The following is a 19,986-nucleotide window of genomic DNA, read 5'->3' as shown; positions in this document are numbered from 1 at the left end:
GGGTCCGTCGCTGTCGTACCAGGTCGCTCCGAGGTCAGAGCACCGTGCGCGGGAAGGCCGGCTTCGGGTCGAAGCGGATGCCCTCGACGAACTTCTTCGCCAGCCGGCGACGCAGCCGCCACGGCACGCGCCCGCCCCGCAGGCCGGTGAAGAGCCGCTGCGCGAACCGCAGGGCGGCGAACGGGTCCTCGTGGTGCCAGCGGTAGGACGCCTCGTTGCGGACCCCGTAGGCGAACTTCCACATGTTCGAGTCGTTGACGTCCCCGAAGTTCACCCCGCGGTTCACCGCGAGGTCGTGCGTCACCGTGCTCGTCAGCACCTGGACGCCGGGCCCCGCGGCGGTGATCCGGCGGGTGTACTCCTGGTCGTCGAACCAGATGAAGTACTCCGACAGCGGAAGACCGAACTGCGTGAGCACCCAGCGGGGGAACATCACCGACACGAACGAGCACGAGTTGACCAGCACGCTCTGCTCGCCACGGGCGAGGAGCTTCCCCCAGTCCCAGGTCGGCTCGGGGTTGTTCATCTCGCAGACGTCGCCGTCGGTCCACTTCACGACCGAGCAGGCGTAGGGCAGCCGCATGCCCATGCTCTTCTCGGCGGCCGCGTGCCCGTCCACCAGCTGGCGCAGCGCGTCGGTGTCGGCGTAGCAGTCGTCGTCCATGATCCAGACGAGGTCCGCGCCGCGCTCGTAGGCCACCGACATGCCGTGCGCGAAGCCGCCGGCGCCGCCGGTGTTCTCCGCGAGCTGCTCGATGTGGACCGTGTCGCGGCCCCGGTACTGGTCGAGGACGGAGGCGGTCGAGTCGGTGGAGGCGTTGTCCACCACGATCACCTGGTCGGCCGGGCGGTCCTGGCTCAGGACCTGCTCGATCACCTTGCCGAGCTTGTCCGCCCGGTTGTAGGTGACGATGACCGCGGCCACGTTGGTCGTGGTCACGAAGCCCACCTTTCGTAGAGTTCACGGGTCCATGCCCGGGCATCGGGGAGCGCGGCGAAGGCGGACACCCGCCCGTGCTGGCGGTGCAGCAGGGCGGTGGATCGCTCGGTGTCGTCGAGCAGGCCGGCGACGGTCCGCTCGGCTGCCCGCAGGAAGGCCAGCGGTGCGCGGGGGAGCAGGAGCTCGGGGAGGACCACCGAGGCCTGCGAACCCACGTCGCTGCTCAGCACGAGGACGCCGTGGGCGTCGGCCTCGAAGGAGGTCAGCGTGACCCCCTCGTTGTCCGAGCTGATGACCAGCATGTCGGCCACGCCGAGGGTGTTCGACACCGGCTGGTCGGGTCCGCGGAGCTCCACGACGCCGTCCAGCCCGAGCCGTGAGCGGTGCGACCTCACCTCCGCGGCCAGTTCGCCGTCGCCGTGCATGACGAAGCGGACCCGGTCGCCGTGGGTCGCGCGCAGGTGCGCCGCCAGCCGGAGGAACAGGTAGGGCCGCTTCTGCTGGGTGAACCGGCCCACGAAGGCGATGGTGAGCGGGTCGCCCGCCTTCCGCGTGGGCTCGGGTGCGGCCTCCACCGTCGACCGGTCGATGGTGAGGTCGGCGAGGGTGGCCAGCTGCACCTTCTCGCGGGGCAGCCCCTGGCGGTCGACGAGGTAGTCGCGCAGCTGCGGCGAGATGACGTGGTGGGCGTCCATGACGTTGGACAACCTGAGCGCGATGTCGACGAAGCCGCCGGTCCGCCACTCCAGCACGTGCAGCGAGTCGACCAGCTCGGTCCCCGGGTACTGGGCTCGGATCCACGGGAGGCGCTGGTAGAGCCAGCTGCAGTGGTGAACGTGCACGCCCCGGATGTCGAACCGCTCGAACAGCTGGCTCAGGAGCCGGGACTCCTGGGCGCCGGCCATCGGGTGGGTGAGGGGGATGACGAGTGCGCCGTCGTACTCGGGTCGGACGATGTCGGGATGGCCCGAGGGGCGGTCGCTGACGACGATCGGGAACAGGCCGGCCTCGCGGGCGAGGGAGATCGTCTCGGTCGCCCACTTCTCGGCCCCGCCCAGCTCCAGCCAGTGCAGCCCGAAGAGCACGGCCTTGGTGGAGCCTCGGGACGAGCCCACGGAGGTGTTGTCCAGGCGGCCCACGCGCGGGATGGGACGCGACAGGCGGCGGTTCTCCAGCCGGTCGGTGCGCAGCTGGCGGGCGGCGTCGAAGGCCACGGGGACCCGGCGGCGCACCGCGTTCCGGGCGGCGTGGAGCCGGCCGGGGGGCTGCTCGTTGCGCATCAGCGACTCGGGCGGCCCGCCGAGATCCAGGACGACGTCCACGACGCCGGTCGCCGACCGGGGGTGCCCGGTGGCGTGGGCCTCGATCGTCCCGACCACCGTGCGGTCGTCGGGCCACTCGATGCTGGACGTCCCCTGGTCGGTCAGGGACGGCAGGTGCGGGCCGTGGGTCCGGAGCACCGTGGCCCGGATCCGCTCGCCGGGGCGCGCGAGGCAGTGGAACGCCAGGGCGCCGTCGAGCAGTCGGGCCTCACGCTGGGTGAGGCCGGAGAACCAGTCCGGTTCGTGATCGATCTCGAAGACGCGGTGCGCGCCGGTCTGGTCGTGCGGGTCGGTCACCGGTGGTACTCCCTGGGAAGGCGGTCGCCGTCGGCGCTGGGGGGCGTCTCCCGCATCAGTCCTCCAGGCGACCGTCGAGCGAGCCGCCCTGGTCGAAGAAGGGGCGGATGCGGTTGTCGAACATGGTCAACGCCGAGCCGATGGCCATGTGCATGTCGAGGTACTTGTAGGTGCCGAGCCGTCCGCCGAAGAGCACGCGCTTCTCGGCGGCCTCCTTGGCCGCGAGCTCCCGGTAGCGCTCGAGCTTGGCGCGGTCCTCGGGGGTGTTGATCGGGTAGTAGGGCTCGTCGCCGGTCTCGGCGAAGCGCGAGAACTCCCGCACGACCACGGTCTTGTCCGCGGGGTAGTCCCGCTCCGGGTGGAAGTGCCGGAACTCGTGGATGCGGGTGTAGGGCACGTCCTCGTCGGCGTAGTTCATGACCGAGGTGCCCTGGAAGTCGCCGGTGGGGAGGACCTCGGTCTCGAAGTCCAGCGTGCGCCAGCCCAGCTCGCCGGCCTCGTAGCCGAAGTACTTGTCGATCGGGCCGGTGAAGACCGTCGGGACGTCGGTCGGCAGCTCGTCGCGGACGTCGAAGTAGTCGGTGGAGAGCCGCACCTCGATGTTCGGGTGGTCGGCCATGCGCTGCAGCCAGGCGGTGTAGCCGTCCTTCGGCAGGCCCTCGTAGGTGTCGTTGAAGTACCGGTTGTCGAACGTGTAGCGCACCGGGAGTCGGGCGATGACGGCGGCGGGCAGCTCGGTCGGGTCGGTCTGCCACTGCTTCTTCGTGTACCCGCGGATGAATGCCTCGTAGAGGGGCCGGCCGATCAACGAGATCGCCTTCTCCTCGAGGTTCGCGGCCTCCGCGGTGTCGATCTCGCCGGCCTGCTCGGCGACCAGGGCGCGCGCCTCGTCCGGGGAGAAGCTCTTGCCGAAGTACTGGCAGATGGTGGCCAGGTTGATGGGCAGGGCGTACGTCTGCCCCTGGTAGGTGCTGAAGACCCGGTGCTGGTAGTTGGTGAACTCGGTGAACTGGTTGACGTACTGCCAGACCCGCTCGTTCGACGTGTGGAACAGGTGTGCGCCGTAGACGTGCACCTCGATGCCGGTCTCGGGCTCCGGGGCGGAGTAGGCGTTCCCGCCGATGTGGTGGCGGCGGTCGATCACGAGGACCCGCTTGCCCAGCTGGCTGGCCACCCGCTCCGCGACGGTGAGCCCGAAGAATCCGGAGCCGACGACGACGAGGTCAGGTCCTGTGGTGGTCACGGGTCTCGACGGTACCTGCCGGTCCGGGGCCGCACGACCACGGAGAGGCGGTGTCGGGGGCGTGGCGACCCGTTCCGTCACACGGGCCTCATCCACCTCGCCCGGCCGCCGTGCGGCCGTGGATCGGGCCGTCCCGGGACGGGAGTGCCTAGGGTGGGCCCCCGTGTCGTCTCCCTCCGGCCCGCCGCCGCTGCGCGTCGTCGCCGTCACCTACTCGCCGGGTGCGGCGCTCGAGCAGTTCGTCGACTCGCTGGCCGACGCCACCAGCCGGCCGGTGGAGGTGGTCCTCGCCGACAACGGCTCGACCGACGGCGCACCGGAGCGCGCCGCGTCCCGCCACCCGCACGTCCGCGTGCTGCGCACCGGCGGGAACATCGGGTACGGCGCGGCGGCGAACGCCGGGCTCGCCGACGTCCGCACCGGCCGCGCACTCATCGCCAACCCCGACCTGCGCTTCTCGCCCGGATCGGTCGACGAACTCCTCGCCGCCGCCGACCGCTGGCCGAGGGCGGCCACCCTGGGCCCGGCGATCATGACGCCCGACGGCGAGCTCTACCCATCGGCCCGGGACCTGCCGAGGCTGTCCACCGGCGCCGGGCACGCCCTGCTGGGCTGGGCGTGGCCCGGCAACCCGTGGACCGCGCGCTACCGGCGCGAGCGCGAGGCGCCCCGCGAGCGCCCGGCGGGGTGGCTGAGCGGCTCGTGCCTGCTGGTCGACCTGGAGGCCTTCTGGTCCGTCGGCGGCTTCGACCCGGGCTACTTCATGTACTTCGAGGACGTCGACCTCGCCGAGCGGCTCACCCGCGCGGGCTGGCTGCACGTCTACGTGCCCACCGCGGTCGTCGAGCACGAGGGCGGGCACGCCACCCGGCGGGAGCCGCACCGGATGCAGCGGGTGCACCACACCAGCGCGCTGCGGTACCTCTCCGGGCAGTACCCCCGTCGGCGGCACGCCCCGCTGCGCACCGCGTTCCGCGCCGGGCTCGGGGGCCGGATGCTGGTCTCCTACGTCAGCGGGCGGGTCGCGGCCGGCGCCCGGTTCCAGCGCCGTGCCCGCGAGCTGGCGGCCGTGCCCGCCCCGCGGCGCCGCGGGGCCGGGGAGGGCTGACGTGCGGCACGCGGTGATCATGGCGGGCGGCTCGGGCACGCGGCTGTGGCCGCTGTCGCGCGGCGACCGCCCCAAGCAGCTGCTCGACGTCGTCGCGGGCGCCGACGGGGCGCCGCGCAGCCTGCTGGCCGAGGCCTGGGAGCGGCTGCGCGCGGTGCTTCCCGCCGACACCGTCTGGGTCTGCACGGCGGCCCGCTACGCCGACCAGGTGCGCGCGGCGCTGCCCGAGCTGCGCACCGACCGGCTGGTGCTCGAGCCGGTCGCCCGCGACACCGCCAACGCCGTCGGGCTGACCGCGGCGCTGGTCGCCGACGTCGACCCGGACGCCGAGCTCGCCGTCGTCAGCGCCGACCACGTCATCCGGCCGGTGGAGCGGTTCGCCGACGCGCTGCGCACCGCCTACGACGCGCTCGCCGCCCGCCCCCGTTCGCTGGTCACTCTCGGCATCCGGCCGACGGCGCCGGCCACCGGCTTCGGCTACGTGCAGCGCGGCGCGCCGACCGGCCGGCCGGGCGTGGCCGAGGCGGCGTCGTTCCGCGAGAAGCCCGACCGCGCCACCGCCGAGGAGTACCTGGCCTCGGGCCGGTACCTGTGGAACTCGGGCATGTTCGTCTGGCGCGCCCGCACGGTGCTCGACGCCCTGGCCGACCACCTCCCGGCCTCGGCCGAGGGCCTGGCCCGCATCGTCGCCGCGCCCGCCGGCCCGGCGCGGGACGCCGTGCTGGCCGAGGTGTTCCCGGGCCTGCCGAAGATCAGCGTCGACTACGCCGTCCTCGAGCCGGCCGCGACCGAGCCCGGGCGGGTGCTCGTCGTCGACCTCGACGTGGACTGGCTGGACGTCGGCTCCTGGCCCGCGCTGGCGCACACGCTAGACGACGACGGCGCGGGCAACGCCGTGCGCGGGCCCGCCGTCGTGCTGGACGGGGCGGGGAACATCGTCCTCAGCGACGACCCGGAGCACCTGGTCGCGCTCGTGGGCGTGCAGGACAGCGTCGTCGTGCACACGGCCGACGTCACCATGGTCTGCCCGGTCGCCGACGCCGAGCGGGTCAAGCTGCTGCTCGGCGCCGTGCAGGAGCGGTACGGCGACCGTTTCTCCTGATGAAGGACCTCCCTGCCCCTCACCGCTCGCAGGCTCGCGACGGGACCCTGCAGGGAGGCCGCTCCCTCGGGTTACGTTCCGGGGCATGAAGAACTTCGACGTCGCAGCCGTGGTCAGCGGGGGAGCCTCCGGTCTCGGGGAGGCCACGACCCGGGCGCTGGCCGCCCGGGGTGCCGCGGTCACGATCATGGACCTGAACCAGGAGCGCGGGCAGGCGCTCGCCGCCGAGCTGGGCGGGCACACCACCTTCGTCCGCACGGACGTCACCGACGAGGCGTCGGTGGAGGCCGCCGTCGCGGAGGCGACCGGCAAGGACCGCCCGCTGCGCATCGCGATCAGCTGCGCCGGCATCGGGCTGGCCCAGCGCACCGTCGGCCGCGACGGCGCACCTCACGAGCTCGGCGGCTTCACCCGCGTGCTGGGCGTCAACCTGATCGGCACGTTCAACGTCCTGCGCCTGGCCGCGGCCGCGATGGCGCGGACCGAGCCGGGCGAGGAGGGCGAGCGCGGCGTCGTCGTCAACACCGCCTCCATCGCCGCCTTCGACGGCCAGATCGGGCAGCTGGCGTACTCCGCGTCCAAGGGCGGCGTCGTCGGCATGACCCTGCCTGCGGCCCGCGACCTCTCCAGCGTGGGCGTGCGCGTCTGCACCATCGCCCCCGGGCTGGTGGACACCCCGCTGCTGGGCTCCCTGCCCGAGGAGGCGCGGGCCGCCCTCTCGGGGGGCATACCCTTCCCCAAGCGGCTCGGCCGTCCGTCGGACTTCGCCGAGCTGGCGCTCGCGATCGTCGAGAACGGCTACCTCAACGGTGAGGTGATCCGGATGGACGGCGCGCTGCGCATGGCACCCCGCTGACCTCTTCCCGGAGCACCCGCTGAGCACCACCCTCGACGCCCCCGCCTACCACGCGGTGTGGACGCCGGACTGGCCCCTGGACCTCGGCCGGATGCTGGCGCCGCACCGCCGCGGGGCCGCTGACCCCGCGCTGCGGGTGGCAGACTCCGGGACCTGGCGCACGACCTCCACCCCCGAGGGGGCCGCCACGGTGCGGCTGGTCCGCACGGCCGCGGGGGTGGCGGTCAGCGCCTGGGGCCCCGGCGCGGAGCGCGCCGGGGCCGCGGTGCCCGAGTGGCTCGGCGCGGCCGACCGCCCCGGGGAGTTCCGGCCCGGCGACCACCCGACGGTGGCCGAGCTGCACCGCACGACGCCGTGGCTCCGGCTGGGGCGGACCGGCCGCACCTGGGACGCGCTGGTGCCCGCGGTGCTGGAGCAGAAGGTGACCACCGCCGAGGCCTACCGGGTGTGGCGGGAGCTCCTCCGGCTCGCGGGGGAGCCCGCCCCGGGGCCGGCGCCCGAGGGGATGCGCGTGGTGCCCTCGGCGCAGCGCGTCCTGGAGGTGACCGACTGGGAGTGGCACCGCTGCGGCCTGGACGGTGCCCGCCGCCGGGCGCTGCGCGCGGCGGCGACCGCGGCCTCCGCCCTGGAGCCCGAGCGGGCCGGCGACTCGGCCGGGCTGCAGCGGCGGATGTGCTCGCTGCCCGGCATCGGGGTGTGGACGGCGGCCGAGGTGGTGCAGCGGGTCTACGGCGATCCCGACACCGTCAGCGTCGGCGACTACCACCTGAAGAACCTCGTGGGCTACGCGCTGACCGGCCGCCGGGACACCGACGACGCGGGCATGCTCGCGCTGCTGGAGCCGTGGCGGGGGCACCGGCAGCGGGTGGTGCGCCTGCTCCTGGCGGGCGGGCCCCGGCGGCCGCGGCGCGGCCCGCGCTTCGCCCCGGTCGACAACCGGCGGCGCTAGCGGACCGGGCCGCCGGGCGCCGCCCGGCGGACGGACGGGTCGGGTGGTGCGGGCGGGGCCGACACGCGCGGCCGACCCGCGGGTCGGCGACGGCCGAACCTAGAGTCGGAGCTCCCGGCCCCGACTGGCGGCGGGTAGCGGGCCGCCCGGGCGGCCCCTCGACGCGGAAGCGGTGTGCCAGGCCCATGGGGAGCAGGACCAGCGCGGCGGCCGGCCGCACGTGGGTCGCCGCGCACTGGACCGGTGTCCTCGTCGCCCTCGGCACCGCGCTCTTCGCGGCGAACGTCGCGCCGGTCTACCCGGGGCTCATGTCCTGGGACTCGGTCCGCCAGCTCGAGCAGGCCGTGGACCTCGGCCGGCTCGACGACTGGCACCCGCCGGTGATGACCGTCCTGTGGCGGGTGCTGATGTCGGCGTCCGGCAGCGTGGGCAGCCTGCTCGTCGCCCAGCTGGCCCTGCTGTGGACCTCGCTCACGCTGCTGGCGGTGTACGTCCACCGGCGCGGGGGGCGTCGCCTGCTCTCCCTGCTGCCCCTGGGCACCGGACTCCTGCCGTACGTGGTGAGCATCTCCGGGGTGATCTGGAAGGATCAGCAGCTCGCCTTCGCGCTGCTGGGTGCCGTCGTCCTGCTCCTGCACCTGCGCCAGGGGATCCGGCGGGTCTGGCTGCGCAACACCGCGATCGCCGTCACCGTGCTGCTGCTGGCCTACGCGGGCGCGGTGCGCTACAACGCGCTGCCGGCGCTCGTCCCGCTGCTGTTCCTGCTGACCTGGCCGGGCGCCGCGCGGCGCGGCCGGCTGCTCCTGGCCGCGGCCACGGTCGTCCTCTCGCTCGCCGCGACGCCGGTCATCGACGCCGTCCGGCCGGTCCAGGAGACGCACCCTGCGGCCAGCATCATGGTCGACGACGTGCTGCACCTGTACACCGTGGCCGAGCTCCGGACGGCGGCGGTGGACCCGCCGTTGGAGGAGTACCTCGTCCGGATGGCGACGTCGTGCCCGCCGGGGGAGTTCGACGTCAACTACACCTGGCGGTGCGCCAACACGACCGGCACCGTGCCCGCCGTCTTCCTCACGCACCACGAGCAGCTGCGCAGCCTCTACCTCCGGGGTATCGCCGAGCACCCCCTGCGTTACGCCCAGTTCCGCCTCGGGGTGTTCGCGGACTTTCTCGACACGCCGCCGGAGCAGATCTTCGTGTCCTGGTACGGCATCCAGGAGAACGCGCTGGGGCTGACCTTCGCCCCCGGGCCGGCGGTGGAGCTGCTCGCGTCGTACGAGGCCTTCACGGCCCGCAACTTCGGCTTCCTCTACCGGCCGTTCTTCTGGCTGCTGGCCGCCGTGGCGGTGACGGCGGTGGCCTGGCGCCGGCGTCCGGCCGGTGAGCACGCCCGGGTGGTCGCCGGCATCGGCGCGTCAGCTGCCGTCTACATCGTCAGCTACCTGCCGATGGTGATCGGTTACGACTACCGCTACGTCTACTGGCCGGCCGTCGGGGTCACCGTCGCCGCGGTGCTCCTGCTGCTCGACGCGGTCCTCCGGCGCCGTGGCGTGGCTCCCCACCGCGAGCCGGGGGCGACGGCGGGGGTACCGCGCGCCGAGGAGGACACCGCTCCCGTGGCGGTCGGCGAGCGGCTCGGGCGGGTGCCCCCGCCGGTACCCCGGTGACCTGCTTCAGGGCGGACCCGCACGCGCTGGCCCCCAGGGGTCAGCGCTCGTCGAGCAGACCCAGCAGGTAGGCCCCGTAGCCGCTCTTGCCCAGCGGCTCGGCGATCGCGCGCAGGCCGTCGTCGTCCAGCCAGCCGTTGCGCCAGGCCACCTCCTCGATGCAGCCGATCTTCAGCCCCTGGCGCTCCTCGACGACCGATACGAACTCGGTGGCCTGGCGCAGCGAGGCGAAGGTGCCGGTGTCCAGCCAGGCCGTGCCGCGGTCCAGCGCGGTGACGGTCAGCCGGTCCTCCCGCAGGTAGTGCTCGTTGACCGCGGTGATCTCCAGCTCGCCGCGGGCGCTCGGGGTGATCCCGCGCGCGACCTCGACGACGTCGCCGGCGTAGAAGTACAGCCCGGGGACGGCGTAGGAGCTCTTGGGCCGGACCGGCTTCTCCTCGACCGACAGCACCCGGCCGGCGTCGTCGAACTCCACGACGCCGTAGTCCCGCGGGTTGGCCACGTGGTAGGCGAAGACGTGCCCGCCGGCCGGCTCGGGCAGGCGGGAGAGGGCCGTGCCCAGGCCCGCGCCGTAGAAGATGTTGTCGCCGAGCACCAGGGCCACGGACTCACCGCCGAGGAACTCCGCCCCGATGAGGAACGCCTGGGCCAGCCCCTCGGGCCGCGGCTGGGCGGCGTACTCGATCCGCATGCCCAATCGGGTGCCGTCGCCCAGGAGCGCGCGGAAGGCGGCCTGGTCGTCCGGGGTGGTGATGACCAGCACCTCGCGGATCCCCGCCATCATCAGCGTGGAGAGCGGGTAGTAGATCATCGGCTTGTCGTAGACCGGCATGAGCTGCTTGCTCACGGCCTGGGTGATGGGGAACAGACGGCTCCCCGTGCCACCGGCCAGGATGATCCCGCGCATGGGGAGGAACCGTACCCAGCGGTGCGGCTCTACAGCGCCGGTCCGCCGAGCCACAGCCTCCCGACGAGTGAGGTGCCGCCGGCGCCGGGGGCGGGCTCCCAGCGGGTCGCCCAGCCCTCCGCGTGCAGCTGCACGATCGCGGCGCCGACCAGCGCGCCGGCGTTGAGGGCGCTCGTCGTCGTCACCGCGTCGGGCAGGTGGACGTCGACGGCGCCGTCGCCCTCGCCGCCGTGCCGGAGCACCACGGGGAACTCCGGCAGCGCGGCGCTGGCGACCCGGAAGGCCGCTGCCGCCGCCTCCCGGTCACCGGGGCGGGGCACCAGGTCGTTCGCGGGCGCCCGCGAGCCCACCAGGTCGCGGGAGCCGTAGGGGAAGAGGTCGTCGGCCGGCAGGCGCACCAGCGGCCGGGTGCCCTCGTCGGCGTCCTCGGCCGGGCGCTGCACCGGCAGCCCGCGCACCACCGCCACCGGGACCCCTGCCAGCTTGCCCTTCACCAGGTCCGCGGCCGACGCCAGCTCGTCGACCACGGCGACCCGGGTGGTCTCCAGCCGGTTGCCGTGGGCGTCGAGGGCGCCGCGGTGGTCGTCCAGGGCGGTGATCCCGGCCGAGCCGACGGCGACGTCGGTCAGCCCCTCGCGCCAGGTGCGGCCGAAGGTGTCGCTCACGACCACGGCGACGTCGACCCCGGCGAGCGCGCGCAACCGGGCCCGCAGCCGCCGCGCGGAGGCGTCGGCGTCCTCGGGGAGCAGGACGAGGGTGTCGGAGGCGACGTTCGACGCGTCGATGCCGGCCGCGGCGACCACCCAGCCCTGCCGGGTCTGCACGATCTTCAGCGGCCCGCGGCGGGCGAGCACCCGCACCGTCTCGGCGTCGATCGCCCGCTGCCGGGCGGCCTCCCGGTCGGCCCCGGGCTCGAGGCGGACCAGCCGCCCCTCGACCTTCGAGACCACCTTCGAGGTGACGACGACGACGTCGCCGTCGGCGAGCCAGGGCGCCGCGGCCGCGACCGCTGCGGCCAGGTCGTCGCCCGGACCGAACTCCGGCAGCCCGGCGACGGGCAGGACCGAGATGCCGGCCGGTTCGGCCCCGTCCAGAGGCTCGCGGCGAGCGTGCGAGCCGTGAGGAGGACGGGGTCCTTCGTCAGCCACGGGCGCAGGCGTCGAGCGCGGCCCGGGCCAGCGCCGTCGTCGCTTCGGGGGAGGACATGAGCAGCGGCAGCCGCCGCACGTCGACCCCCGGGACCTCCGCGGCGTCGTCCTCGGCGACCAGCCAGGCGTCGAGCAGGCCACCGTCGGAGCGGGCGCCGTAGTGCCGGCCGACGCCCTCGGCGCTCACCTCGATGCCCAGCACGGGCAGGCAGCGGTCGGCCATGCCGCGCACGACGGTGCCCCCGATGATCGGGGAGACGCCCGCGATCCGGGCGGGCGAGGCCAGCAGGGCGTCGCGCAGCCCCGGGACGCCGAGGACGGTGCCGATCGACACGACGGGGTTCGACGGCGCGAAGAGGACCGCGTCGGCGGCGGCCAGCGCCTCGGCGACCCCGGGGGCGGGCCGGGCCGCCTCGACGCCGATCTGCACGAACGCCGCGGGGTCCAGGGCCGCGCGGTGCCGCACCCACCACTCCTGGAAGTGGATCGCCCGCTGGCGGCCGTCCTCGGGATCGGTCACGACGACGTGGGTCTCGACCCGCTGGTCGCTCATGGGCAGCACGGTGACGCCGGGCTGCCAGCGGTCGGCCAGCGCCGCCGTGACCGCCGACAGCGGGTAGCCGGCGTCGAGCATCCGGGTGCGGATCAGGTGCGTGGCCAGGTCGCGGTCGCCGAGGCCGAACCACGCGGGGTCGGCGCCGTAGGCGGCCAGCTCCTCCTTGACCGTCCACGACTCGCCGGCCCGCCCCCAGCCGCGCTCCTCGTCGATACCGCCGCCGAGGGTGTAGACGACCGTGTCCAGGTCCGGGCAGATCCGCAGGCCGTGCAGCGTCACGTCGTCCCCGGTGTTGACCACGGCCGTGATCTCCGCCTCGGGCGCCGCGGCGCGCACCCCACGCAGGAACCGAGCCCCTCCGGTACCACCGGCCAGCACGACGATCTGCACGAAACGCATCGTGCCCGATGAGCACTTGTCGACTGTTCGCCGGGCGTGTCGGCGGGTGCCACGAGATGTGACGAACACCCTGGTGCGCGTGGGGCTGCTGTGGCGTGTCGCTTACACCGGGCGAAGTTGACGGCCGGGCAACGACACGCGTGTAATTCCCGCGGTGTCGACGAGTGCTGAACGGCCCGGGAACGTCCTGCCGGCCGCGCACCGTGACGAGAGCGAGAGGGGACGCACCGTCATGGCAGAGGTGTCGTGGTTGAGCGATTACGTGAACGGCACGGAGCGGTCGGCCGACCGGCTGGCGGCGACCGGCCACGGCGCGGGCCAGCTCCTGGGCCAGGGCACGGGGCAGCCGTTCGTCGGCTTCCTCGGGTTCGGCCTGGAGCCCGACACCCAGTCGTGGCAGGAGCGCGCGCTGTGCGCCGAGACCGACCCGGAGGCGTTCTTCCCGGAGAAGGGTGGCTCCACCCGCGAGGCGAAGAAGATCTGCACCGGCTGCGAGGTCAAGGCCGAGTGCCTGGAGTACGCACTCGCCAACGACGAGCGCTTCGGCATCTGGGGCGGCCTCTCCGAGCGCGAGCGGCGCCGGCTGCGCCGCCGCGCCGTTTAAGGACCCCGCCCTCCTCATCGCTCGCAGGCTCGCGACGAGCCTCTGGGCGGGGCCGTTCCAGTTCCTCACCTACAGCCGCCGGCGCCCCTCGCCGGCGGCTGTGGTTCTGTTCGGGGCATGGTCGCCCGGGTCGCCGTCGGTCGAGCGCGGGTGGTCCGCGAGGTCCGGGCCGCCGAACCGCTCGCCGCCGCGTTGTCCGCGCCGCTGACCGCCCGCGCGCCGTGGCTGACCGCCGTGCTGAACGACGGCGCCGTCCGCCGGCTTCCCACCCGCCCGGTCGCCGTCGTCGTGGACGGGGCTGCCGACGGCCCGCCGCGGGCCGCGGCCTTCCTCGACCTCCGGCGGCGCGGGCCCGTCACCGCGGTCGGCCTGCTCGGGCAGGCGCGGTCACCCCTGCCCGGTGGTCGTCCCACGGCGCGGCTGCTGGCGCGGGACGCCGAGGCCGCGGACCTGCTCGCCGGCGGGGTGCTCTCCCTGCTCGACTCCCTGCGCGGCCCCTGGTTGCTGCGGTTCACCGGGCTCCCGCTGGGTGATCCCACCGCCCGGTCGCTGGCGGCCCGCCTGCGCACCGCCGTCCTGGCCAACGAGCGCAGCACGATCCTGGTCGACGCCCTGGACGGGATCGGGTCCGTCGAGCGGGGCCGGGACGGGCGGCTCCTGGAGCGCTGGCTTCCCGCGTTCCTCGCCGCCGCGCCCGACCGCCGGGCGCGGGGCCTCCTGCGCGCCGCCGCCCGGCTGCACGCGGCCACCGGCCACCTGGAGGTCGCCGTGGTCGCCGACGGCGACCGGCTGCGCGCCGGGCTGCTCACCCTGCTGGACGGCGGCGACCGCTGGCCGTGGTGGGGCGTGGCCGGCGACGGCGGGCTGGAGACCGGGATGGGGGCGCCGGTGAGCACCTTCTCCGTGCCGCTGCGGCGCTGGCCGCGCTGAGCCTCAGCCCGGGGGGCGCATCCGGCTGCGCTCGGCGAGCACCGCGGCGCGCCCCGTGCCCAGCCGCAGGTCGCCGCCGGCGGCCCTGGTCCCGTCGGCGGCCGGAGCCCCCTCGGGCGACACGGTGAGCTCCAGCGGGTACACCCGCCCGGTCGCCTCGGGTGCGGAGCCGCCCGGGCGCACGACGGTCGCGGCCTCACCGCGCACGACCCACCCCTCGCCGTCGCGGATCACGCGCAGGTCGTCGCCCTCGACGACGGCGTGCTCGACCGGCGTGGCGGTGCAGCCGGCGGCGACCGGGTCGGCGGGGGCCTCGGCGGTCAGGCAGTTGTAGGTGGGCAGCCGCAGCTCCAGCCGCGAGGCGCCTGCACCGGTGGTGAGCCGCACCTCCGGGTAGGTCGCGGTGACGCCCACCGCCCGCGGTTCCAGCACCAGGCCGCCCACCACGAGGTCGGCGACGGGGGCGCCGGGCGCCTCGGTCGTGATGGCCGGTGCCGGCGACGTCCCGGAGGCGCGGACGGGCGGCGTCCGGTCGGCCGTGGCGGCCGCGACGGCGGCGGCCGCGCCCACGAGCGCCAGCGCGGCGACGCAGAGGGCGGCCAGCAGCGGGCCGGACCGCTCCCGGTCGCCGACGGGCGGCGGCTCCGGCGGGGCGAGCGTCGCCCAGCCGGCGGGCGGCGGCGCCTGCGGCCGGGTGCCGGGTGGGTGCTCGAGGAACTCGGCCAGGTCGTCGACCGGCGTGGGGGACCGCCCCCGGCGCCGGCCGGCGCGGTGCCGGGCGACGGCCAGGACCGACACGAGCGCCGCCACCGCGAGCGCGCCCAGGACCACGCCCACGACGAGCCAGGCGGTGGCGGCAGGGGCGTCCATCCCGACCAGCATGTCAGCCGGCCGCCCTGCGCCGAGGCGGCCTTCCGGCAGGGCGCTGCTGCCGGGCCCGTGGACAGCTGGGCTCGACCTCGCGGTGCGTCACCCGGGCGCGCGGTGTGCGACGCGGTCGGCGGTGACGTGGCGAGGAGGACCGGCCGCGGATCGGCTCAGATGGGGTCGATCTCCTCGGGGTCGCGACCCAGGAGGGTGGCCACCTGGTCGACGACGACGTCGCGCACCAGGTCGGCGAGGTCCTCGCGGTCGTGCGCGCGCAGCTCCAGCGGGCGCCGGTAGACCACGATCCGCGGCGGCACCTCCTCGCCCTGCTCGCGGCGGGCCGGCAGCAGGCGGGCCAGGGGGACACCCGCGTCGTCGAGCACGTCGGCGTCCAGCAGCGCCTCGTCCGGATCGGTGTGCTCCACCCACGGCACGTCCTCGACGGCGAACTCCACGCCGGCCAGCTCCCGCTCCCAGCGGCGCTCGAGGTCCTCGACCGCGTCCAGCACCAGGTCGTCGAACTGCTCGGCGCGGCTGCGCGACAGCGGCACCTGGGCGGGCATGAGGCGTCCCCGCAGGCCGCGACCGTGGCGGTCGCGGCGGGAGCGGGGGCGGCGGCGCGGGGGGTGGCTCATGACTGCACGCAGGGTACGGCGGGAAGCGACACGCCGGGACCCGGCACGGTTCGCCGGACGTTCCCCCACGTCCGGCCCCGCGCGGCGCCATCCCGCGTCCGACCGGTGACGATGCCCACGGGGTCATCGTGCAGGATGGGGCGCCACAGCCGGTTTCCCGGTGCGCCTGCTGTCGCGCACCGCCGGGCGGGATTACTGTGCCTTGCGTGAGGAACCGGTGGTGAGGCAGTCACGGCGCTGCTCGCGCAGCGGCTGCGCGCAACCGGCAGCGGCGACCCTGACCTACGTCTACGCGGAGTCGACCGCTGTCGTGGGCCCGTTGGCGACGTACTCCGAGCCGCACAGCTACGACCTGTGCGAGTTCCACGCCGAGCGGCTGACCGTCCCGCGCGGCTGGGAGGTCGTCCGGCACGAGATCGACATCGACGACGTCGGGCCGACCGGGGACGACCTGTTGGCCCTGGCCGACGCCGTGCGCGAGGCGGCCCGTCCCGAGCCGCCGCGCAACCCCGCCGACGACGGCAGCGGCATCCGCCGCGGCCACCTGCGGGTCCTGCCCGACCTCCCCTAGAAGGACCACCCTTCACCCCACGCCTCGCACGCTCGGCGCGGGCCCCTGAAGGGTGGCCGTTCCAGCACCTCGCCAGGCGCGCCGATAGTGTCGGGGCGTGCGTGATCTCTCGGCCCTGATCAAGGCCTACGACGTCCGTGGGGTCGTCCCCGACCAGTGGGACGAGGACGTCGCCCGTGCGATCGGCGCGGCCTTCGCCGAGTTCGTGCACGCCGAGAGCGGCGCCACGGCCGTGGTCACCGCGCACGACATGCGCGAGTCCTCCGTCCCGCTCTCCCGCGCCTTCGCCGAGGGCGTCATCGCCCGCGGCGTCGACGTCGTCGAGGCGGGTCTGGGCTCGACCGACCTGCTGTACTTCGCCGCCGGCTCGCTGGGCCTGCCCGGGGCGATGTTCACCGCCAGCCACAACCCGGCGCAGTACAACGGCATCAAGCTGTGCCGCGCCGGTGCGGCGCCCATCGGGCAGGACTCCGGGCTGGTCACCATCCGCGAGTGGGCCGAGCGCGACGACTACGAGCGCGCACCCGACCGGGTCGGCACGGTGTCGGCGCGGGACGTGCTCGCCGGGTACGCCACCCACCTGCGCTCGCTGGTCGACCTGTCCGCGGTCCGGCCCCTGAAGGTCGTCGTCGACGCGGGCAACGGCATGGGCGGGCACACCGTGCCGGTGGTGCTCGCCGACCTGCCGCTGGAGATCGTCCCCCTCTACTTCGAGCTGGACGGCTCGTTCCCCAACCACGAGGCCAACCCGCTGGACCCGGCGAACCTCGTCGACCTGCAGCGCGCCGTCGTCGAGCACGGGGCCGACATCGGCCTGGCCTTCGACGGCGACGCCGACCGGGTGTTCGTCGTCGACGAGCGCGGCGAGCCGGTCAGCCCGTCGGCCATCACCGCGCTGGTCGCCGTCCGGGAGCTGGCGAAGGGGCGCGGCACGACGATCATCCACAACCTGATCACCTCCCGCGCCGTCCCTGAGATCGTGCGCGAGCACGGCGGGCAGCCGGTGCGCACCCGGGTCGGGCACTCCTTCATCAAGGCCGAGATGGCCCGCACCGACGCCGTCTTCGGCGGCGAGCACTCCGCGCACTACTACTTCCGCGACTTCTGGCGGGCCGACACGGGCATGCTGGCCGCCATGCACGTCCTGGCGGCGCTCGGCGAGCAGGGCCGGCCGCTGTCCGGGCTGACAGCCGCCTACGCACGCTACGCGGCCTCGGGCGAGATCAACTCGACGGTGGCGGACGCGGCGGAGCGGACGGCCGCCGTGCGCGAGCTCTACGAGGGGGAGGACGGCGTGACGGTCGACGAGCTCGACGGCCTGACCGTCGAGCTCCCCGACGGCGCGTGGTTCAACCTGCGGGCCAGCAACACCGAGCCGCTGCTGCGGCTCAACGTCGAGGCGCCGGACGAGGCGCGGATGAGCGAGCTGCGCGACCGGGTGCTCGGCACCGTGCGCGCGGAGGAGGAGCAGAAGTGACCGGTACCCAGAGCAGCCCCGCCGCCGGACCGCTGGGGCTGGACCCCGAGCTGCTGGCGATCCTCGCCTGCCCGGACACCCACCACACACCGCTGACCGTCGACGAGGCGGCCGGCGAGCTCGTCTGCGGCACCTGCGACCGGGCCTACCCCGTCCGCGACGGCATCCCGGTCCTGCTGCTCGACGAGGCCCGGCAGCGCGGGTGAGGGGCGCGCCGTGACCTCACCGGAGCTCGCCGAGGAGGTGCTCGACGACCTCGAGCTGCTGCGGGCCCGCGATCCGCGCGGCCTGCTGCCGGCCGTCGCCGGCTCGGGCGCGCAGGTGCGGGAGACCACCCGGCTGACCGAGGAGGCGGGCCTCGACCGGGTCACCGGGGCCGGCCGGCCCCGCGGGCTGGTCGTCGTCGCCCGGCGGGAGGGGGCCGTCGCCGCCTCGGTCCTGCGGGCGCTCCTCGGGCCCACCAGCCCGGTCACCGTCGACGTCGTCCCGGGCCCCGCGCTGCCGGTGTGGACCGGCCCGAGCGACATCGCCGTCGTGGCCACCCGCACCGGTGCCGGCGCCTACGCGGTCGGGCCGGCCTACGAGGCCGCCCGCCGGGGCGTCTCCCTGGTCGGCATCGGGGCCGACGACGCACCGCTGCGCGGGGTGTGCGCCTCCGCCCGGGCGCCCTACGTCGCCCTGCCGCGCACCCGCGTCCGGCACACCACCCTGTGGTCGCTGCTCACCCCGATGCTGCGCCTGGCCACCGACCTCGGGCTGCTGGCGCCCGCGGTGGCCGACCCCGAGGCGGTCGCGGCCGCGCTGGACGAGGTGGCCGCGGAGTGCGGCCCGGCGCGGGAGACGTTCGTCAACCCGGCCAAGAGCCTGGCCCTGGAGCTGCTGGATACGCTCCCGGTGATCGCCTCGGAGGGCCCGCTGGCGGGCGCCGCGGCGACCCGCTTCGCCGACCAGCTCGCCACGCTCGCGGGGCTGCCCGCGACCGACTTCCGGCTGCCCGACCAGCGGGTGGCCGCCTGCGCCGTCCTCGGGGGGCCGCTGGCGCCGCAGGACGCCGCCGACGACTTCTTCCGGGACCGCGCCGACGACACCGGCCGGCGGCTGCGGCTGCTGACGATCCGCGACAGCGAGGCCGGCGAGCGCGACGGCGCGGGGGAGCGGGAGCCGCGTTCGGCGGCGGAAGGTATGCAGCAGGTGCTGAGCACCGCCGCCGCGCACAGCGTGCCGGTCAGCGGCCTGGCCGAGCACGGCGAGCCCGGTCGGCTGGGCCGGTTGCCCCGCGTGGCCCGGCAGCTGGCGGTCGCCGACTTCAGCGCCGTCTACCTGGCGCTGGCGCTCGACCTGGAGCGGGTACCGCGTCCCTGAGGGCGCGCGCGGACCGCGGACGGTCCACCATCATCTGCGACAGCACACCGGTGCTGACCGACCGGAAGGAACTCCCTTGGCGGGTGGACTCGTAGCCCTGCTCGACGACGTGGCGGTGCTGGCGCGCGCGGCCGCCGCCTCGATCGACGACATCGGCGCAGCCGCCGGACGGGCCAGCATGAAGGCCGCCGGCGTCGTCGTCGACGACACCGCGGTCACGCCCCAGTACGTGCACGGCCTGAACGCCGAGCGCGAACTGCCGATCATCCGGAAGATCGCGCTGGGCTCGCTGCGCAACAAGCTGCTGGTCATCCTCCCGGCGATCCTGCTGCTCAGCCAGTTCCTGCCGTGGCTGCTGACCCCGATCCTGATGCTCGGCGGCGCCTACCTCTGCTACGAGGGCGCGGAGAAGATCTGGCACCGGGTCAGCGGGCACGCCGAGGCCCACGCCACGGTGGAGGACGCCCTCCCCGACGAGAAGACGATCGTCAGCGGGGCGGTGCGCACCGACTTCATCCTCTCGGCCGAGATCATGGTGATCAGCCTGAACGAGGTGGCCAGCGAGGCGTTCTGGTCCCGGGCGATCATCCTCCTCGTCGTCGCCGTGGGCATCACCGTCCTCGTGTACGGCGTCGTCGGCCTCATCGTGAAGATGGACGACGTGGGGCTGAGCCTGTCCCAGCGGTCCTCGAAGGGCCTGGCCGCGTTCGGCCGCGGGCTGGTGAAGGGGATGCCGAAGCTGCTCTCCGCGCTCACCGTCGTCGGCACCGCCGCGATGCTCTGGGTCGGCGGGCACATCATCCTGCTCGGCACCGACGAGCTCGGTTTCCACCCGCTCTACGAGTTCGTGCACCACCTGGAAGAGGCGGCGCACGACGCCACCGGCGCGCTCGGCGGGGTCGTGGGCTGGCTGGTCAACACGCTGGGCAGTGCCGTCCTCGGCCTCGTCGTCGGGGCGCTGGTCGTGCTGGTCATGAACCTGACGGTGCACCGCTCGAAGGCGGGCGCCGACGCCCACTGAGAGCGGACCTCGTCCTCCTCGCGCG

20 protein-coding genes are annotated in these 19,986 nt (G+C 74.9%); 12 read left to right on the top strand and 8 right to left on the bottom strand.

Features of this window, described 5'->3' with window-relative positions; genetic code table 11:
• Nucleotides 1-34: 34 nt before the first annotated feature.
• The 3 genes from BMW62_RS01045 to glf are packed head-to-tail and all read right to left on the bottom strand — an operon-like array spanning nucleotide 35 to nucleotide 3,802.
• Nucleotides 35-940, bottom strand: coding sequence for a glycosyltransferase family 2 protein (locus BMW62_RS01045; protein WP_211434922.1), 906 nt, complete (start codon nucleotides 938-940; stop codon nucleotides 35-37).
• Entirely contained in the window at nucleotides 937-2,559 is a 1,623-nt protein-coding gene (locus BMW62_RS01040) for a glycosyltransferase (RefSeq protein WP_211434921.1), read from the bottom strand. The genes BMW62_RS01045 and BMW62_RS01040 overlap by 4 nt, the downstream gene beginning before the upstream one ends.
• A gap of 55 nt (nucleotides 2,560-2,614) precedes the next feature.
• Nucleotides 2,615-3,802, bottom strand: coding sequence for a UDP-galactopyranose mutase (gene glf / locus BMW62_RS01035; protein WP_091928971.1), 1,188 nt, complete (start codon nucleotides 3,800-3,802; stop codon nucleotides 2,615-2,617).
• 163 nt (nucleotides 3,803-3,965) lie between these two features.
• Here glf and BMW62_RS01030 point away from each other — a divergent pair, with 163 nt between their 5' ends.
• The 5 genes from BMW62_RS01030 to BMW62_RS01010 all read left to right on the top strand — a co-directional run bounded on the left by BMW62_RS01030 (nucleotide 3,966) and on the right by BMW62_RS01010 (nucleotide 9,484).
• Complete coding sequence (locus BMW62_RS01030; RefSeq protein WP_091928970.1) at nucleotides 3,966-4,910, top strand: glycosyltransferase family 2 protein; 945 nt, start codon at nucleotides 3,966-3,968, stop codon at nucleotides 4,908-4,910.
• 1 nt (nucleotide 4,911) lies between these two features.
• Nucleotides 4,912-6,012, top strand: a complete 1,101-nt coding sequence (locus BMW62_RS01025) for a mannose-1-phosphate guanylyltransferase (protein ID WP_091928969.1) — start codon at nucleotides 4,912-4,914, stop codon at nucleotides 6,010-6,012.
• A gap of 85 nt (nucleotides 6,013-6,097) precedes the next feature.
• Nucleotides 6,098-6,868, top strand: coding sequence for an SDR family NAD(P)-dependent oxidoreductase (locus BMW62_RS01020; RefSeq protein ID WP_091928968.1), 771 nt, complete (start codon nucleotides 6,098-6,100; stop codon nucleotides 6,866-6,868).
• Between the two features lie 55 nt (nucleotides 6,869-6,923).
• Nucleotides 6,924-7,817 (top strand): DNA-3-methyladenine glycosylase family protein, encoded by an 894-nt coding sequence (locus BMW62_RS01015; RefSeq protein ID WP_244523761.1) that lies wholly within the window; start codon nucleotides 6,924-6,926, stop codon nucleotides 7,815-7,817.
• A 185-nt stretch (nucleotides 7,818-8,002) separates the two neighbouring features.
• Nucleotides 8,003-9,484 carry a hypothetical protein gene (locus BMW62_RS01010; RefSeq protein WP_091928966.1) on the top strand — a complete coding sequence of 494 codons (1,482 nt, stop codon included), beginning with the start codon at nucleotides 8,003-8,005 and terminating at the stop codon, nucleotides 9,482-9,484.
• Between the two features lie 40 nt (nucleotides 9,485-9,524).
• Here BMW62_RS01010 and rfbA read toward each other — a convergent pair whose 3' ends face one another.
• Genes rfbA through cofD form a run of 3 tightly spaced genes read right to left on the bottom strand, consistent with a single transcriptional unit; the run spans nucleotide 9,525 to nucleotide 12,485 of the window.
• Nucleotides 9,525-10,391, bottom strand: coding sequence for a glucose-1-phosphate thymidylyltransferase RfbA (rfbA, locus tag BMW62_RS01005; RefSeq protein WP_091928965.1), 867 nt, complete (start codon nucleotides 10,389-10,391; stop codon nucleotides 9,525-9,527).
• A gap of 29 nt (nucleotides 10,392-10,420) precedes the next feature.
• Nucleotides 10,421-11,539 (bottom strand): coenzyme F420-0:L-glutamate ligase, encoded by a 1,119-nt coding sequence (locus tag BMW62_RS01000; RefSeq protein ID WP_244523760.1) that lies wholly within the window; start codon nucleotides 11,537-11,539, stop codon nucleotides 10,421-10,423.
• Complete coding sequence (gene cofD, locus BMW62_RS00995; protein WP_091928964.1) at nucleotides 11,532-12,485, bottom strand: 2-phospho-L-lactate transferase; 954 nt, start codon at nucleotides 12,483-12,485, stop codon at nucleotides 11,532-11,534. Before cofD ends, BMW62_RS01000 begins: the two co-directional genes overlap by 8 nt.
• Nucleotides 12,486-12,867: 382 nt before the next feature.
• Here cofD and BMW62_RS22400 point away from each other — a divergent pair, with 382 nt between their 5' ends.
• Nucleotides 12,868-13,098, top strand: a complete 231-nt coding sequence (locus tag BMW62_RS22400; RefSeq protein ID WP_170852167.1) for a WhiB family transcriptional regulator — start codon at nucleotides 12,868-12,870, stop codon at nucleotides 13,096-13,098.
• 117 nt (nucleotides 13,099-13,215) lie between these two features.
• Complete coding sequence (locus tag BMW62_RS00985) at nucleotides 13,216-14,028, top strand: hypothetical protein (RefSeq protein ID WP_091928962.1); 813 nt, start codon at nucleotides 13,216-13,218, stop codon at nucleotides 14,026-14,028.
• Nucleotides 14,029-14,031: 3 nt separating this feature from the next.
• Here the strand turns inward: BMW62_RS00985 and BMW62_RS00980 are convergent, their stop codons facing one another.
• Together BMW62_RS00980 and BMW62_RS00975 are read right to left on the bottom strand one after the other, a co-directional pair.
• Nucleotides 14,032-14,898, bottom strand: a complete 867-nt coding sequence (locus BMW62_RS00980; RefSeq protein WP_139206151.1) for a hypothetical protein — start codon at nucleotides 14,896-14,898, stop codon at nucleotides 14,032-14,034.
• A 167-nt stretch (nucleotides 14,899-15,065) separates the two neighbouring features.
• Nucleotides 15,066-15,530: a metallopeptidase family protein gene (locus BMW62_RS00975; RefSeq protein WP_091928960.1), complete on the bottom strand. Its 465-nt coding sequence runs from the start codon at nucleotides 15,528-15,530 to the stop codon at nucleotides 15,066-15,068.
• 220 nt (nucleotides 15,531-15,750) lie between these two features.
• Between BMW62_RS00975 and BMW62_RS00970 the strand changes: the two genes are divergently transcribed.
• From BMW62_RS00970 to BMW62_RS00950, 5 genes are all read left to right on the top strand, one after another.
• Nucleotides 15,751-16,101, top strand: coding sequence for a DUF3499 domain-containing protein (locus tag BMW62_RS00970; RefSeq protein WP_091928959.1), 351 nt, complete (start codon nucleotides 15,751-15,753; stop codon nucleotides 16,099-16,101).
• Nucleotides 16,102-16,198: 97 nt separating this feature from the next.
• Nucleotides 16,199-17,578, top strand: a complete 1,380-nt coding sequence (locus BMW62_RS00965) for a phosphomannomutase/phosphoglucomutase (RefSeq protein ID WP_091928958.1) — start codon at nucleotides 16,199-16,201, stop codon at nucleotides 17,576-17,578.
• A 32-nt stretch (nucleotides 17,579-17,610) separates the two neighbouring features.
• A complete protein-coding gene (locus BMW62_RS00960) occupies nucleotides 17,611-17,784 on the top strand; it encodes a Trm112 family protein (RefSeq protein WP_091929155.1) in 174 nt (57 codons plus the stop codon).
• Between the two features lie 10 nt (nucleotides 17,785-17,794).
• A complete protein-coding gene (locus BMW62_RS00955; RefSeq protein WP_091928957.1) occupies nucleotides 17,795-18,940 on the top strand; it encodes an SIS domain-containing protein in 1,146 nt (381 codons plus the stop codon).
• Between the two features lie 76 nt (nucleotides 18,941-19,016).
• Complete coding sequence (locus tag BMW62_RS00950) at nucleotides 19,017-19,961, top strand: DUF808 domain-containing protein (protein WP_091928956.1); 945 nt, start codon at nucleotides 19,017-19,019, stop codon at nucleotides 19,959-19,961.
• Nucleotides 19,962-19,986 lie beyond the last annotated feature (25 nt).

It is taken from the genome of Blastococcus sp. DSM 46786 (assembly GCF_900109665.1).
GTDB classification, from domain to species: domain Bacteria; phylum Actinomycetota; class Actinomycetes; order Mycobacteriales; family Geodermatophilaceae; genus Blastococcus; species Blastococcus carthaginiensis.
This window is presented reverse-complemented; position numbering and strand designations above follow the sequence as displayed.

What these genes read in the sequence shown, in the direction of transcription:
- BMW62_RS01020 (WP_091928968.1), top strand. Translation starts at nt 6,098, where the DNA reads ATGAAGAACTTCGACGTCGCAGCCGTGGTCAGCGGGGGAGCCTCCGGT.
- BMW62_RS01010 (WP_091928966.1), top strand. Translation starts at nt 8,003, where the DNA reads ATGGGGAGCAGGACCAGCGCGGCGGCCGGCCGCACGTGGGTCGCCGCG.
- rfbA (WP_091928965.1), bottom strand. Translation starts at nt 10,391, where the DNA reads ATGCGCGGGATCATCCTGGCCGGTGGCACGGGGAGCCGTCTGTTCCCC.
- BMW62_RS00985 (WP_091928962.1), top strand. Translation starts at nt 13,216, where the DNA reads ATGGTCGCCCGGGTCGCCGTCGGTCGAGCGCGGGTGGTCCGCGAGGTC.
- BMW62_RS00980 (WP_139206151.1), bottom strand. Translation starts at nt 14,898, where the DNA reads ATGGACGCCCCTGCCGCCACCGCCTGGCTCGTCGTGGGCGTGGTCCTG.
- BMW62_RS00975 (WP_091928960.1), bottom strand. Translation starts at nt 15,530, where the DNA reads ATGAGCCACCCCCCGCGCCGCCGCCCCCGCTCCCGCCGCGACCGCCAC.